Origin of the sequence: Streptomyces sp. NPDC000983 (genome assembly GCF_040299205.1) — a bacterium.
In the GTDB taxonomy this organism is placed as follows: domain Bacteria; phylum Actinomycetota; class Actinomycetes; order Streptomycetales; family Streptomycetaceae; genus Streptomyces.
The window spans coordinates 76,034-91,193 of sequence record NZ_JBEPBM010000016.1; the positions used below are offsets into that span (position 1 = coordinate 76,034).

Consider the following 15,160-nt stretch of genomic DNA (forward strand, 5'->3'; position numbering starts at 1 on the left):
CGGGGAACTGCGCGACAAGCCACAACGCCGCCGCACCCGAAAAGCGTCACCGCCCAAGAGGCCGCCGCGGCAGCGGCGACGAATACACCACAGACGTCGTCACAGACCCCAACGCCCCGATCTTCCCCGACACCTCCTCAAGATGCCGCATGGACCTCGCGGCAACCTTGATCACAAAGCAGTCGTCCCCCGTGACATGGTGCGCCTCGAGAATCTCCGGCGTCACATCCACCAGATCATGGAACGGCTTGTAGTTCCCCGTCGGATACCGCAGCCGCACGAACGCCAGGATCGGCAACCCCAGCCGCTCCGGCGCCACCACCGCCGAGTACCCCTGGATGACCCCCGCCTCCTCCAGCCTGCGGACCCGCTCGGTGACCGCGCTGGCCGACATCGACACGGCCCGCGCCAGCTCCGCGAAACTGGCCCGCCCTTCGCGCTGGAGGACATCGAGGATGCGCCAGTCGGTGGCGTCCGGTGAAAACGTGGTCATGAACCAGAGCTAACAGGGATTCCCCGGCCGATCAAGAGCGGTGCCGGGGATTCGCCCTTCAAGGAGTTGATCTTCCCGCCGTAGATTTCAGGTCATGAGCAGCCACCCCGGAAAGGCCAGCAGATGACCAGCCCCGCCACCGCCGTCAACCCCGTCCTGCGGGTGGCCCCCGCCGCTCCCGCCGAGGCGGCCGCCTACTTCCGGGCGAGCCTCGTCTTCCATGCGGACGTCTCCGACGTCGCCGCCGCGCTCGCGGCCGACGGCGACCCCGGATTCGTCGTCCTGGACTCCCGCAGCACCGCCTCCTGGGACCAGGGCCACATCCCGGGCGCGATACACCTGCCGACCGCGCTCATCGCCGAGCAGGCCGAGCGCCTCCTGGACAGGTCGGTGCCCGTGGTCACCTACTGCTGGGGCCCCGGCTGCAACGGAGCCACCCGGGCCGCCCTCGCCCTCGCCGAACTCGGCTACCAGGTCAAGGAGATGCTGGGCGGCTTCGAGTACTGGGCCCGCGAGGGCTTCGCCTACGAGACCTGGGAGGGCGAGGCCCGCAAGGCTGCCGACCCGCTGACCGCGCCGGTCGACAGCGAGGACTGCGGCTGCTGAGAAGGCCCCCGCCGGCCCGTCGGAAAGGTGCCCGGGACACCGAACTCGGCCGCGGAGCGGGCGTGTAGGTTTCTGCGCCATGGTGCGACACAGGGTGCGGTGGGTGGAGTCGGGCGGGGGTCCGCTCATAGCGGTGCCGGAGACGGTCCTGCCCTTCTGGGCGGGCGCCGACGGCGACGAGACCGCCTCCGACTACGACCGGGCCTGCGAGATCGACGGCCTCGTAGGCCTGCTGCCCGTGGGGGACAGCGCGGCCCTGGTCCTGGGTGACGAGCCCGCCACCACCACCTACCTCCCGGACCAGGGCACCTTCGTACGGTGGTCCGCCGCCCGCTCGGAGGCCGACCTGCTCGCCGGACTCCCGGCGGCCCTCGCCGGCGCGGAGTGGGGCGCGGAGGTCCGCTGGAAGGTGCCGGGGCCGGTGTTCCTCTTCGACTCCGCCCGGCCCGGCACCGAGACCCGGGGTGCCGCCTCGCTGCGCATCCCGCTGACTCCGGGCCCGTACGCGGTGCGCGCGGCGTGGACGAGACCGGGCGCGGAGACCTGGCTCGGCCTCGTCCAACTGCGGCCGCTGGCGGCGTAGTTACGACGAAGCCGCCCGTCCCGTCGGCCGACGTGCGACCGACGGGGCGGCTACCGGAGCCGAACCCGCCCCGAAGAGCGCCGAACCACCCTCAGAGCGCGGCGAGTTCGTCGACGAGGTCGTCCAGACCCAGGGAGCCCTGGGACAGGGCGGCCATGTGCCAGGTCTTGAGGTCGAAGGCGTCGCCCTGCCGCTCCCGCGCCTTCTCCCGGCCCAGCAGCCACGCCCGCTCGCCCAGTTTGTAGCCGATCGCCTGCCCGGGGATCGTCAGATAGCGGGTCAGCTCGCTCCTCACGAAGTCCTTCGGCCGGCTGCTGTGCGCACCGAAGAACTCCTCGGCCAGCTCGGGCGTCCAGCGCTCACCGGGGTGGAAGGGGGAGTCGGCCGGGATCTCCAGCTCCAGGTGCATGCCGATGTCGACGATGACCCGGGCGGCGCGCATCATCTGCGCGTCGAGGTAACCGAGCCGCTCCTCGGCGTCCGCGAGGAAGCCCAGCTCGTCCATCAGCCGCTCCGCGTACAGCGCCCAGCCCTCGCAGTTGGCGCTGACCATACCGACGGTGGCCTGGTAGCGGGAGAGGTCGTCCTTGACGTGCACCCACTGCGCGAGCTGGAGGTGGTGGCCCGGAACGCCCTCGTGGTACCAGGTGGAGACCAGGTCGTACGCCGGGAAGCGGGTCGCGCCCATCGTCGGCAGCCAGGTGCGGCCCGGCCGGGAGAAGTCCTCGCTCGGCGACGTGTAGTACGGGGCCGCCGCACCCCCCGGCGGAGCGATCCGCGACTCCACCTTCCGTACCCGCTCGGCGAGTTCGAAGTGGGTGCCGTCGAGGGTCTCGATGGCCCGGTCCATCAGCCCCTGGAGCCAGCTCTGTACCTTGTCGACCCCCTCGATCGCCCTGCCGTGCTCGTCGAGGTGCGCGAGCGCCGTCCACGGCGTCTCCGCGCCGGGCAGCACCTTCTCCGCCTCGCTCCTCATCTCGCCGAGCAGCCGGTGGAACTCCGACCAGCCGTAGGCGTACGCCTCGTCCAGGTCGAGGTCCGTGCCGTTGAAGTAGCGGGAGAGCCGGGCGTACCGCTCCCGTCCCACCACGTCGGGGGCGCCCTCGACGGCCGGCGCGTACACCTCGCGCATCCAGTCCCGCAGCTCCACCACGGCCGCCGTCGCCGCGCGCGCCGCCTCGTCCAGCTCGGTGCGCAGCGCCTCGGGGCCCGCCGCGGCGAAGTCCTCGAACCAGCCCCGGCCCTCGCCTGTGTCGGCCCACTCGGTGAGCTGCTCCAGGAAGGTCGCGGTCGGCCGGGGCGCCGCGTACAGCTTGCGTTCCAGGCCGAGTTCCAGCGATTCGCGGTAGCCGGCCAGCGCCCGGGGCACCGCGCGCAGCCGTTCGGCGATCGCCGCCCAGTCCTCCTCGGTCTCGGCCGGGGTGATGGCGAAGATCTCGCGCACGGAGTGCGCGGGCGTACTCAGGTTGCCGACCGCGCGCAGCCCCTCGTCCGCCTCGTGCACGGCGAGTTCGGCGGTCAGCCGTTCGCGCAGCAGGCGGGCGCACCGGCGTTCGATGGCGCTGTCCGCGCCGGGCTGCCGCTCGGCCGTGTCGAGCCGGGCCAGCGTCGCCCGGGCGAGCTCCGCGAGCGCCTCCTGGCCCGCGGGCGAGAGGTCGGGCAGCCTGCTCGAACTCTCCTTCTTGCCGAGATACGTACCGGTGACCGGATCGAGGGCGATGAGGTCGTCGACATAGGCGTCGGCGACCTCACGGGGCAGCAGGCTCTTCGTCTCTGACATGCGGCCCATCCTCCAACGGGGGCCGCCGCACGTCACCCTGATTGAGCCGAGGGCGAAGGCGGCAGCAGCGGGCCGCAGTCCCACTGCTGGAAGATCAGCCTGGTCTCCACCCGTGCGACCTCCCGGTGGGCGGTGAACTCGTCCAGAACCAGGCGCTGGAGATCGGCCATGTCCGCGACCGCGACATGGACCAGATAGTCGTCGGGCCCGGTGAGGTGGAAGACGGTCAGCGACTCCGGCAGCGCCCGGATGCGCTCCACGAACGGCCCCACCAGCTCCCGGCGGTGCGGCCTGACCTGTACCGACAGCAGCGCCTGAAGTCCACGCCCGAGCTTCGCCGGGTCCAGCCGCAGCTGATGGCCGAGGATCACCCCGGCTCGCCGCAGCCGGGTCACCCGGTCCAGACAGGTCGACGGCGCGACCCCGACCTGAGCGGCGAGGTCCCGGTACGTGGCCCGGGCGTCGTTCTGCAGCAGCCGCAGCAGATGAAGGTCCACCGGATCCAGTACGACAGATTCGGCCATGAATCGAACGTAACACGGGGTTCCGTCGCCGCGGCCCGGTCGGCGTTCACTCTTCCGGCCATGGAGACCCCTGTGCGATCGAGAGCCCTCGCCACCGAAGCCGTGCACGCAGGCCGCGACGATCTCGCCGGTCTGGGCCTGCACGCCCCGCCGATCGACCTGTCCACGACCTACCCCTCCTACGACAGCCGCGGCGAGGCCGCCCGGATCGACGCGTTCGCCGAGACGGGCGCCGATCCGGACGGCCCGCCCGTGTACGGACGGCTCGGCAACCCGACCGTCGCCCGCTTCGAGACCGCGCTGGCCCGGCTGGAGGGCACCGAGTCGGCCGTCGCCTTCGCCAGCGGCATGGCCGCGCTGAGCGCGGTGCTGCTGGCCCGGGCGGCGACGGGACTGCGGCACGTGGTCGCCGTGCGGCCCCTGTACGGGTGCAGCGACCACCTGCTGACGGCGGGGCTGCTCGGCTCCGAGGTGACCTGGACCGATCCGGCCGGGATCGCGGACGCCCTGCGCCCGGACACCGGCCTGGTGATGGTGGAGTCGCCGGCCAACCCGACGCTGGCCGAGGTCGACCTGCGCGCGGTCGCGCACGCCTGTGGGTCGGTGCCGCTGCTCGCGGACAACACCTTCGCCACACCCGTGCTCCAGCGCCCGGCCGAGCAGGGGGCGCGCCTGGTGCTGCACAGCGCGACCAAGTACCTCGGCGGGCACGGGGACGTGATGGCCGGCGTGGTCGCCTGCGACGAGGAGTTCGCCGGACGGCTGCGGCAGGTGCGGTTCGCCACCGGCGGTGTCCTGCACCCGCTGGCCGGCTACCTCCTGCTGCGCGGCCTGTCGACGCTGCCGGTCCGGGTCCGCGCGGCCTCCGCGACCGCCGCCGAACTGGCCCGGCGGCTGACCGCCGACCCTCGGGTGGCGCGGGTGCACTACCCGCGCATCGGTGGCGCGATGGTCGCCTTCGAGGTGCACGGCGACCCGCACGAGGTGATCGCCGCGGTCCGTCTGATCACCCCGGCGGTCAGCCTCGGCAGCGTCGACACCCTCATCCAGCACCCGGCGTCCATCAGCCATCGCATCGTCGACGCCGACGACCGCAAGGGCGCCGGGGTCAGCGACCGGCTGCTGCGGATGTCGGTGGGCCTGGAGGACGTGGAGGACCTGTGGTCCGACCTGGACGGCGCCCTGGGCGCCGGCGGCGGGACCGCGGCCGGCCACCACGGCGAACCGTCGATGGCCGGCCGGGTCTGACCCCTACGAGGTCTCGGCCCGGGTGACGCCCACCGTGCCCCTCGACCCCACCTGCGGAGCGAGCCGCGCTGTGATCACCAGCGTGCCTTCCTCGATCTGGTAGTCGAGGGGCAGTCCAAGACCCCGCATCGCGGCGACCATGCCGGTGTTGGACGCCTGCGTCACCGCGTACACGCTGTCGCAGTCGGCCTCGACGGCCATGGCCACGAGCCGGCGCAGCAGCTCCGTCCCGATGCCCCTGCGCTGCCAGGCGTCCTCGACGATCAGCGCGACCTCGGTCTCGTCGCCGTCCCAGAGCAGATGCCCGAGGCCCACGATGCGCCCCGACGCGGTCCGCACCGCGAGCGTGCGCCCGTACCGGGGGCTGAGCAGGTGGTTCAGATACCGGTCCGCGTCGCCCACCGGACCGTGGTAGCGCCTGCTCAGCGTCTGCGCGGAGCACCGTTCGTGCATGGCCTTGGCGGCCTCGACGTCATCGGTGTCGGCCCGCCGTACGGTGATGTCGCTGCCCTCGGGGAGCGTCAGCACGTCCTGTCCGCCGGGCACCCGCGGACCGAGCCGGGCGTCCAGCTCCACCAGGGCCCGCGCCCGCGCGAACTCGGTGGGGGTGAACGGCAGGTACGGCCGCTCCACGGTGATCACTCCGCCTTCCGGTGCCCGCAGCCGCATCACGGTGTCCTCCAGTACGCCCTCCACCGGGACGCCCTCCGGCGCCCGGCCGGCGACCGGGGCGCCCGGCAGCTGACGGATCGTGCAGCGGCCCAGCAACTGCCGCAGCGCCAGGGGCAGTTCCGCGGCGTCCAGGGCGGTGCGGGTGGCGAGCCCGAGGACCCGGGTCGGCGCGTCCACCAGGTCGTGGGCGTCGGCACGCTCGATCCAGGTGTCCGTGCCCTCCGCCAGGGAGACGGCCCGGGTGATCTCGGCGGCGGCCAGCTCGCCCGGGGCGCGCAGCAGGAACTCGTCGACCGTGCCGTCGCCCAGCGGATGCGTCTGGAGGCTGAGGATGTCCACCCGGTGCTCCGCGAGGGCGGTGCACAGCGCGGCCAGCGATCCGGGTTCGTCCTTCACGGTCGTCCGCATCCGCCACAGCGTGCTCTCGGCGGCCGTGTCCCCGGCCGGACGCGCCGATCGGTCCGCGGGCCCGGCCTGCCGCTCTGCGGCGGACCGGGCACCTGTATGGTCCGCGGGCGGTGCGTGACCGTGGCGGCGTGCCCACCAGATGTGGAACAGCGCCGTGGCGACCAGCACGACCGCCGACACCAGCAGCAGCTGGGGTCCGTCAGGGCCGTGCCCGATCAGGTTGGCCACGGCGTCCGCCACGGCGACCGCCGTGAACAGCGCGGCCAGTTCGATGACGTCCCGCCGCCAGTGGTGGACGGGACGGCCGTGCTTCGCACGGGTCACATCAGACATGTCTCGAGTCATGCAGTCACTGTGAAGGAATGGTGTTGCGTGATCACGAACGCTTTGTGACCGGGCGGTAAAGATCGCTTCTGCGCCTTTTGCCGCTCTTTTTACTGTTGTGCGGTCGGCTCCGCACGCTCGCGTTTCCTCCCCGGCCGCCCCACCGGCGTCCACCGGGGGCCCGCACCCGGGCCCCCGGTGACTACGTCACGCGGCCACCTCGACCTCCAGCGTGCTGCGCAGTCGGCGCGCCTGGGCCACCAGCCGGGAGGAGCCGCCCCGCTCGGCGGTCTGGACCAGCCGCGGCACCTCGCCCCGGGCCCCGGAACGCTCGGCGCAGTCCGCGGCCACGGCCACCAGATCCGCGAGCCCCCGCGCCGGCGGGCGGCGACGGCCGTCCGCCGGCTCGGCCAGCACGGCGGGCAGCGTGTGCCGCAGCGTCTCCCAGACGGTGGCCGCGGCCCCGGTCGCCGCCACCGTCCGGATGGACTCCACCAGCCGCGACGGCTTGACCGCCCCGCCCGCCACCAACTGCCCGAGGTCCTCGCCCAGCCGCGCGGTGTCGAGCTGTCCCCTGGCCGCCAGCACCAGCAGCGCGTCCACCGCGGCGAGCCGGTCCGCCTCGTGCCGCGCCCCGAGCCCGTACGCCACCCCCAGATGCAGGGCCGCGCCCGCCTCGCCGTCGGATTCCGCGAGCAGCGGGAGGATCGCGGCGGCACCCCGGGTGTCCTCCACGGCGGTCGAGGACAGGTCCCGCAGCAGCCGTACGGCGACCAGTTCCCTCCGCTCGGGCAGCAGGGCCGCCCAGTGCGGGCGCAGGGCGCCCTCCCAGTGGTAGCAGTACCAGCGCTCGCGGTAGACGCTCACCGGACGGCCCAGGGGCTGGAGCTCCGGCGGGAAGTCCTGCTGGAGCTCCTCGACCTCGGAGAACTCCAGCAGCACGCGCGGGCCCGCGGTGCGCCGCCGTACGGCCGGCAGGTGCGGCGCGCCCGAGGTGAGCCACCGGGCCAGCCGGGTGCCCTCCGGGGTGCCGAGGGCCGCCGCCCGTTCCGCGGCCGACTCGGCCGCCGCCCGGTCCTGCCGCCGGACCCGCAGCAGGGCGTGCGCGAAGTCGACGGGCGCGGCGCGGACGCCCAGCTCCCGGTAGGTGTCGAGCCGGGACACCAGCTCGTCCGGTTCGAGGAGGCCGGTGCTCCAGGTCGGAGTGGCGAGCAGGAAGGGCGGCGGATCCGTCCGCACCCGCTGGGCGATCTCCCATATGCGGACGTTGAACGCCCGGCTGAGCGGGGAGTGCACACAGTCCGCCGTCGCCCAACGGTCCTGCGGCAGGGTGCGGAACGCGTGCCGCGGGGTCTTCTCCAGCAGCGCCGCGAGGACGAGTTCCAGATGCCGGTGGCCGAAGAAGTCACCGGGGCTGATGGAGTCGCAGGAGAGCCAGGGCAGCCGGCCCAGCACCGGTTCCAGGGCTTCCCGCAGCGCGCCCCGGTCGCGGTGGGCATGGCGCACCAGGCCGTCCAGGGTGCGCTCGAAGGCGGCCACGTCGTCCTCCGCCGCGAGCAACGCCCCGACCTCCTCGGCGAGTTCGGCAGCCGACTCGGGCGCGGGCGCCAGCCGCCCCGGCACCGGTGCCGGGGGCAGGGTCTCCTCGTAGGGCGCCGCCGGCGCCGTGGACACCCCGAGCGCGTCGGCCACCCGTGAACGCAGCGCGGGAGTCGACTGTTCGGCCGCGGCGACGAGTTCCTCGCGGATCCGCGCGTCCTTCACCTTCGGCGCGTGCCGCTCCAGCAGCTTGACGGCCCGCTCCTGCATCTCGGTGTCCGGGTGCCCGAGCGCCTGCGCCAGGGCGGGCAGCAGCACCTCGGCGGCGGACCCGTCCCGGGCGAGAACCTTCCCGAGGAGCACCAGCTGGGACCGCACCAGCTTCTTCTCGGCGCGGAACAGCACCGCCTCGGACGTCTCCGCCAGCCGGCGGGGCGTGAGTTCGCCGTCCAGGGCCAGGGCGGCCAGCACCGCCTGGGCGTGCGCGGCGACCGGGGACGCGGCCTCCCCGGCGAGCGCCGTCCAGTCGGCCACCCGCTCCCGCTCCTCCTCGCGGGTCGGGGCCAGCGCGCGCAGCAGATGCAGGAACGCCCGGACGTCCGAGGTCCGGCCGCCCCGCAGCAGACGGGCCACACACCCGTCCAGCAGCGCCTTCCGGTCCAGGACGCCCTCCTCGGCGAGTCCGGTCAGCGCGACGTGCCAGCTGTTGGGCGCCTCTCCGGCGGTCCACGCGAAGGCCCAGCCGATCTCGTCGACCTCGAACAGCGCGGCCACCAGCTCGGCCACCTGCGGTTCCTGGCGCAGCCGCTTCGCGAGGGTGCCCGCGTGGGACCATCTCCCACCGATGTGGGCCACCCAGCCCCGCACGTAGGTGTCCGTCGTGGGGACCGGGCAGGCGGCGAGCCGGACCAGACCGCTCATCAGCTCGTACGGCACACGCGCGCTCTCCGGGCGGCGGGCGAGCCGGTGCGCCACGTCGGCGAGCCAGGCGGGGTCCCGGTCGGCCAGCACCTCGATCAGCCGCGCGGGCGGCGCGGGGAACCAGGCGAAGTCCACCGCCCCCAGCCAGTCCGCCGCGGCCGCAGCGCCGGTCTGGCAGGCCGCGCCGGCCAGGTGCAGCGCGGGCAGCGTGCCACGGCTGTGCCCGCTCCAGCGCTCCGGGCGCAGCTCCTTGCGCAGCGCCCGCAACTCGGGCACGAGGGCACGCCGTTCGGCGTCCGTCGTCCCGTCCAGCAGACTCACCGTCTCGGCGATCCGGCCCGCCCGGACCACGCTCATCAGCGAACTCATCGCACACCCCCGTCGACCCGCGCCGCCACCGTGTCCCGCTCCGACGCCGCGCCGGTGTCCCGTACCGCGCCCGTGTCGCCCCGCCGCACCATCCGTACCGCCAGCGCGTGCTTGCAGGGCCCGCGCCCGCCCCGGTACTTCGCCCACCACTGACAGGTGCAGGTGAGCACGCCCGCCTCCGCCCGCACCCGGTGCACATGGCCGTCCTCGGCGGTCACCGTGCCGAGGGCGCCGTCCAGGGCGACCGCGCCCGCCGCCACCAGCGCCCGCGCGGAGCGCAGCCTGGGGTTGTGCCGTTCCACGCGCGCGGCGTCGTAGGGCAGTTCCCGGTGGAAGTAGGCCGCCTCCGCGGTGTCGTAGCCGACCCGCCCCGAGGTCCCCAGGCGTACCAGGGCGGCCCGGACGCGCCCGGCGTCGAGCCCCGAGGCCACGGCGAGGTCGGTGACGTCGACCCGCGGCTCCCACGCGAGGAGCACCGAGATCAGTTCCGCGTCCTCGGCGGCCTCGTCCGTGGCGAGCGCGTCGAGGACCCCGCCCTCGCCGGAGAAGCCGCGGGAGGCGTCGGGGGAGAGCGTGAGGGTGAGCCGCATGCCCGGCAGGACCAGTTCCCAGGCGCTCGCGGTGGCCGCGGCTCCCGCGCCGACCGCGGGTCCGTACACCCGCAGGGTCGTGGCGTGCCGCAGCACCCGCTGGAGCGCGATCAGCCGCTCCGGACCCGGCAGACAGACCGCCCCCGGCACCGCGCGCGTGGTGGGGCGCAGGGTGCGGCCCGCCGGGACCAGCCAGCGCGGCCCGCCCGCCGTGCCCCGGGTCCCGGCCTTCGGCAGCGCGCGCAGCAGCCGTATCGCCTCGGCGGCGGGCAGTTCGGCGCGCAGGTCGAAACCGGCCGCGACGACCTGGGACTCCGCGAAGCCGCGCAGCCAGCGGTCGGGGAGCGGAACCTTCTTCTCCACCACCGGCCCGTCCAGCGTGGTCACCGCCAGCTCGTCCGGACCGACCCGCAGATGCAGCGGGTCGTCCGTGCCGATCCTCGACAGGGCCTCGCGCAGCGGGTTGTTGACGTCCACGTTCGTCGTGCCGTGGCCCACCTCGGCCCCGTCCAGGCCCGCCGACAGCACGTCCAGCCGGGCGTACACACCGCCGCAGCCGGAGAACGACTCGAAGCGCAGCCTGTCGCCGTTACCCGTCACCACCGGGTCGAGGGACGCTCGCAGCTGCCGCTGGTAGTAGCGCGCCGCCGCCACGTCGGCCACCGCGAGCAGCCCCGCCGAGGCCACCTGGGGATCCGTCAGGAACCCGGCGAAGAAACGGGGGTGGTCGGCGGTGCCGGTGGGCGTCGCACCCCGGGAGGTCTCCAGGCCCAGACGGCGGCCGTCCGCGGCGGATTCCAGCACGGAGGGTCGGCGATAGGCCACTGCCTGCAGTGATCGCGTCATGGGAAAAACCGTAGACGCGACCACTGACAATCGCCCCGACCAGCCAAAACACCCTCGGCGCGGTCAGGTTGGGCATGCCGCGCCCCGGGGGATGACGCCGGGGCGCGACACGTCCGAAGCCTACGGCGGCCACGGCCGGCCCGGCCCGGCCCGAGGCCGTCGGGGCTACTGACCGACCCGCCCCGGCTGAAGCACCTGCGTGAACAGCACCGTGCCGTCCTGCTCGCGCAGCCGGACCGTCAGCTCGCCGCTGCCGCCGTCGATGTCGACCTCGCCGAAGAACTGGTAGCCCTCGGCGGGGGAGACGTTGGCGACGGTCGGCGCCTTGAGGAACACCCGCTCCGGGCCGAAGGTGCCGTCGAGCGCGTTCGCCGGGAAGGCGCCCGCGTTGAGCGGGCCGGAGACGAACTCCCAGAACGGCTCGAAGTCGGTGAACGCGGCCCGCGAGGGCTGGTAGTGCTGCGCGGAGGTGTAGTGCACGTCCGCGGTCAGCCACACCGTGCCGGTGATCCGCCGGTGCTTGACGAACCGCAGCAGTTCGGCGATCTGCAGCTCACGGCCGAGCGGGACGCCCGGGTCGCCCTGCGCGACCGCCTCGATGTTCGGCAGGCCGTCGCCGGTGTCCGGCACGACCAGGCCGATCGGCATGTCGGAGGCGATCACCTTCCACACCGCCCGCGACCGGGACAGCTCCCGCTTGAGCCACTCCAGCTGCTCGCGGCCGAGGATGCCGACCGGGTCGGTGGACTGGCCGCCGGGCGAGTTGGCGTTGCGGTGGGTGCGCATGTCCAGCACGAACACGTCGAGCAGCGGGCCGTGGTGCAGGGCCCGGTGGACCCGACCCCCGGGGCGGCGCAGGGTGGAGATCGGGAAGTACTCCGAGAACGCCTGCCGGGCGCGGGCGGCCAGCACGTCCACGCTTTTCTCGGTGTAGCGGCCGTCGCCGAGGATCTCGCCCGGGTACCAGTTGTTGGTGACCTCGTGGTCGTCCCACTGGACGACCGAGGGGACCTGCGCGTTGAAGGCGCGCAGGTTGTCGTCGAGGAGGTTGTAGCGGAAGTTCCCGCGGAACTCCGCGAGCGTCTCGGCGACCTTCGACTTCTCCTCGGTGGTGACGTTCCGCCAGATCCGCCCGTCGGGCAGGGTCACGGTCGGCGCGATCGGACCGTCGGCGTAGACGTTGTCGCCGCTGCAGAGGAAGAAGTCGGGGTCGAGGCCGGCCATCGTGTCGTAGATGCGGTAGCCGCCGAGGTCCGGGTTGATGCCCCAGCCCTGCCCGGCGAGGTCGCCGGACCAGACGAACCGCACGCCGTCGCGCCGTTTCGCGGAAGCGGTGCGGAAGGTGCCGGTCACCGGCTCGCCGGTGCGCCTGGGGTCGTCGGGGTCGGCGAGCAGGACGCGGTAGTGGATCTGCTCGCCCGGGGGCAGGCCCCGCAGGCGGGTCGTGCCGGTGAAGTCGCTGCCCGGGCCGAGCAGCGGACCGTGCCATCGCCGCGGGTTACGGAACGACTCGGTGGCGGAGGTCTCGACGATCATCCGCGCGGGACGGTCGGAACGGACCCACACCAGACCCGAGTCGGTCGTCACGTCGCCGGTCTGCACGCCCCAGCCCGCCCGGGGCCGCCCGGACCGGGCGAAGGCGGGTGCCGCGCCGAGCGCGGTGGGCAGGGTCAGCGCCGCCGAGGCGGCGAGCGAGCCGCGCAGAACACCGCGACGACCGGGGAACGGACTGTGTGCCATGAATACGCCTCCAGGACGGGATCCGGCCAGTGTGCAGTCCACACCTACTGGTGGCTCACGGCGCACACGCGAACCGGAAGTGAACAACTCCCCGGCGGCGCGCCCCGAGCGGGACGCCCTCACCCCTCGGCGGCCTCCGCCATCAGCCGCACGCCCTCCCGGATCCGCGCCGGCGGCAGGTGCGCGTACCCCAGGACGAGCCGTACGTCCTCATGGCCGGTACGCGCGTGCGTGCAGTCCGCCAGGGCCCGGACCGCGATCCCGGCCGCCGTCACGCGCGCGAGGAACCCCGCCTCGGGCGCGAACCGCCGCGGCAGTACCGCGATCGCGTGGAGCCCGGCGGCGATGCCCGAGACCCGGGAGCCCGGGAAGTGCTCCGCCAGCGCGGCGACCAGGGCGTCCCGCCGCTCCCGGTACGCGCGCTGGCAGCGGCGCAACTGGCGGTCGTAGTCGCCGCGTTCCACGAACCGGGCGAACAGCGCCTGATCCAGGGTGGGATGGCCGAGGTCCATGGTCCGCTTGCGCTCGACGACCTCCTCGGCCAGTGCCTCGGGGACCAGCAGCCAGCCGAGCCGCAGACCCGGCGCGAGCGACTTGCTGACCGAGCCCGCGTAGGCCACGCGCTCCGGGTCCAGGCCCTGGAGCGCGCCCACCGGGGCGCGGTCGTACCGGAAGTCGCCGTCGTAGTCGTCCTCCAGCACGAAACCGTCCACGGACCGCGCCCAGTCCAGGAGTTCGGCGCGCCGGCGCGCCGAGTAGGCGATGCCGGTCGGGTACTGGTGGGCGGGGGTGGTGACGACGGCGCGCGTGTCCGAGGCCCGCAGCGGGCCGACGGCGAGGCCCTCGTCGTCCAGCGGCAGCGGCACGGTCCTGACGCCGGCGGCCGTGTACAGGTCGTTGTGCTGCGGGCTGCCGGGGTCCTCGACGGCCACCGTGCCGATCCCGCGCGCGTGGAGCGCGAAGCCGAGGAGGGTCGTCGCCTGGGCCACCCCGGAGACGACCAGCAGCCGCTCCGGATCGGCGACCACACCCCGGCGCCTGGACAGCAGTTCGGCCAGTGCCGTGCGCAGCCGGGGCAGACCCCGCGGATCGGGGTACCCCAGCTCCTGGTGCGGCAGCTCCGCCAGCACCCCGCGCTGCGCGGCGGCCCACGCGGCCCGGGGGAACAGCGACAGATCCGGCGTGCCGGGCACGAAGTCGGCCACCGCGCCCGGCGCGCGCGGCGCCAGGTCACGCGCGGGTGGCCGAGCCGACCGTACGGCGCCGCCCACCCAGGTACCGGCACCGCGCCCGCTGCGCAGATAGCCCTCCGCCGTGAGCTGCTCGTACGCCTCGGTGACCAGCCCGCGCGACACGCCGAGGTCGGCGGCCAGGTCCCGGCTGGACGGCAGCCGCGTGTCGGGGACGAGCCGCCCGGACCGCACCGCCTCGCGCAGCGCGGCCTGAAGCGCCCGCCCACGCGCGCGTGCCGGCGCGCCCGCCGCGGGCAGCAGCACCTCCCACGCGACCGAACCCCCGCCCGCACCCGAGCCCCCGCCCGCACCTCTGTCCCCGCCACGATTGGTCCGCGATGCCGTCATGGAAGTGGACCTTAAACCGGGCCGCCCCGCTTCCTAGCGTCGCTCCCATGAACGCGACCACCACGCGCGGAGCCCTGCTCGCCGCGCTCGCCTGTGTCCTCGTCGGAGGGTCCTTCACCGCCAACAGCGTCCTGGGCGCCTACCCGTACGCGGGCGGCCAGTTCCTCCGCTACGGCCTGGCGTTCCTGCTGCTGGCCCCGCTCGCCGGAAAGGGCTCGACGGCCCGGCTGCGGGCGCTCTCCGCCCGCCAGTGGGTGCGCCTGGCACTGCTCGCGGGGATCGGGATGGTCGGCTTCAACCTGGCCGTGATCGCTGCGGAGCGCACGGCGGAGCCCGCCGTTCCGGGCGTGTTCGTGGGCTGCGCGCCCATGGTCGTGGCCGTCCTCGTCCCGCTGCTGGAGGGGCGCCGCCCGCAGCGGGCCGTGCTGCGCGGCGCCCTGCTCGTCGCGCTCGGCGCCCTCACCGTCCAGGGGTGGGGCCGTACCGACGCGGCGGGCCTCGCCTTCTCGGTGTGCGCGCTGGCCGGCGAGGTCGGGTTTGCCGTCCTCGCCGTGCCCGTCCTGCGGCCCCTGGGCCCGCGGCTGCTGTCCGCCACGGTGTGCGGCCTCGCCGCCGCGGAGTCCGCCGCGGTCGGACTGCTCGCCGACGGCGCGGGATGGCTGCGGAGGCCGGACGGCACCGAGACGGCGGCGCTGCTGTGGCAGGCGGTCGTCGTCACGGTGATCGGCTTCGTGTGCTGGTACATGGGCATGCAGCGGATCGGCGCGGAGCGCGCCACGCTCTTCTCCGGCCTCATCCCCGTCACCGCGGCCTGCACCGCGCCCCTGGTCGGAACGGGCTCCTACGGCGCCGCCCAGGCCGTGGGCAGCGCCCTGGTCGGCGCCGGGGTCGCGCTCGGCTCCCGCACACCGGCCGGGGCCCGCCGCCCTTCGGGCGA

The 15,160-nt window shown here is 74.3% G+C and carries 11 protein-coding genes and 1 pseudogene; 4 read left to right on the forward strand and 8 right to left on the reverse strand.

What is annotated here, in order from left to right; all coding sequences use genetic code 11:
- Positions 1–46: 46 nt before the first annotated feature.
- The gene (locus tag ABT296_RS19985) at positions 47–493 is read right to left on the reverse strand and encodes an Lrp/AsnC family transcriptional regulator (RefSeq protein ID WP_351929063.1); all 447 of its coding nucleotides are present in this window, start codon (positions 491–493) and stop codon (positions 47–49) included.
- 123 nt (positions 494–616) lie between these two features.
- Here ABT296_RS19985 and ABT296_RS19990 point away from each other — a divergent pair, with 123 nt between their 5' ends.
- Positions 617–1,099 carry a rhodanese-like domain-containing protein gene (locus ABT296_RS19990; protein ID WP_351929065.1) on the forward strand — a complete coding sequence of 161 codons (483 nt, stop codon included), beginning with the start codon at positions 617–619 and terminating at the stop codon, positions 1,097–1,099.
- Between the two features lie 79 nt (positions 1,100–1,178).
- Positions 1,179–1,682: an immunity 21 family protein gene (locus tag ABT296_RS19995; protein ID WP_351929067.1), complete on the forward strand. Its 504-nt coding sequence runs from the start codon at positions 1,179–1,181 to the stop codon at positions 1,680–1,682.
- Between the two features lie 91 nt (positions 1,683–1,773).
- On the opposite strand, the gene ABT296_RS20000 is transcribed toward ABT296_RS19995, so the two are convergent.
- Together ABT296_RS20000 and ABT296_RS20005 are read right to left on the reverse strand one after the other, a co-directional pair.
- Positions 1,774–3,462 carry a DUF885 domain-containing protein gene (locus tag ABT296_RS20000; protein ID WP_351929069.1) on the reverse strand — a complete coding sequence of 563 codons (1,689 nt, stop codon included), beginning with the start codon at positions 3,460–3,462 and terminating at the stop codon, positions 1,774–1,776.
- A 32-nt stretch (positions 3,463–3,494) separates the two neighbouring features.
- Positions 3,495–3,986 (reverse strand): Lrp/AsnC family transcriptional regulator, encoded by a 492-nt coding sequence (locus ABT296_RS20005; protein ID WP_351929071.1) that lies wholly within the window; start codon positions 3,984–3,986, stop codon positions 3,495–3,497.
- A 60-nt stretch (positions 3,987–4,046) separates the two neighbouring features.
- Between ABT296_RS20005 and ABT296_RS20010 the strand changes: the two genes are divergently transcribed.
- Positions 4,047–5,234: a trans-sulfuration enzyme family protein gene (locus ABT296_RS20010; protein WP_351929073.1), complete on the forward strand. Its 1,188-nt coding sequence runs from the start codon at positions 4,047–4,049 to the stop codon at positions 5,232–5,234.
- A gap of 3 nt (positions 5,235–5,237) precedes the next feature.
- Here ABT296_RS20010 and ABT296_RS20015 read toward each other — a convergent pair whose 3' ends face one another.
- The 5 genes from ABT296_RS20015 to pdxR form a co-directional block, all read right to left on the reverse strand.
- Positions 5,238–6,647 (reverse strand): GNAT family N-acetyltransferase, encoded by a 1,410-nt coding sequence (locus tag ABT296_RS20015; protein WP_351929074.1) that lies wholly within the window; start codon positions 6,645–6,647, stop codon positions 5,238–5,240.
- 198 nt (positions 6,648–6,845) lie between these two features.
- Positions 6,846–9,467 carry a DUF6493 family protein gene (locus ABT296_RS20020; protein WP_351929076.1) on the reverse strand — a complete coding sequence of 874 codons (2,622 nt, stop codon included), beginning with the start codon at positions 9,465–9,467 and terminating at the stop codon, positions 6,846–6,848.
- Positions 9,464–10,903: an SWIM zinc finger family protein gene (locus tag ABT296_RS20025; RefSeq protein WP_351929078.1), complete on the reverse strand. Its 1,440-nt coding sequence runs from the start codon at positions 10,901–10,903 to the stop codon at positions 9,464–9,466. The genes ABT296_RS20020 and ABT296_RS20025 overlap by 4 nt, the downstream gene beginning before the upstream one ends.
- A 165-nt stretch (positions 10,904–11,068) precedes the next feature.
- Positions 11,069–12,643, reverse strand: coding sequence for an alkaline phosphatase D family protein (locus ABT296_RS20030; RefSeq protein ID WP_351929080.1), 1,575 nt, complete (start codon positions 12,641–12,643; stop codon positions 11,069–11,071).
- 119 nt (positions 12,644–12,762) lie between these two features.
- Complete coding sequence (gene pdxR / locus ABT296_RS20035; RefSeq protein ID WP_351929082.1) at positions 12,763–14,223, reverse strand: MocR-like pyridoxine biosynthesis transcription factor PdxR; 1,461 nt, start codon at positions 14,221–14,223, stop codon at positions 12,763–12,765.
- 47 nt (positions 14,224–14,270) lie between these two features.
- Here pdxR and ABT296_RS20040 point away from each other — a divergent pair.
- Positions 14,271–15,059, forward strand: a pseudogene (locus ABT296_RS20040) (DMT family transporter); the annotation flags it as partial.
- Positions 15,060–15,160 lie beyond the last annotated feature (101 nt).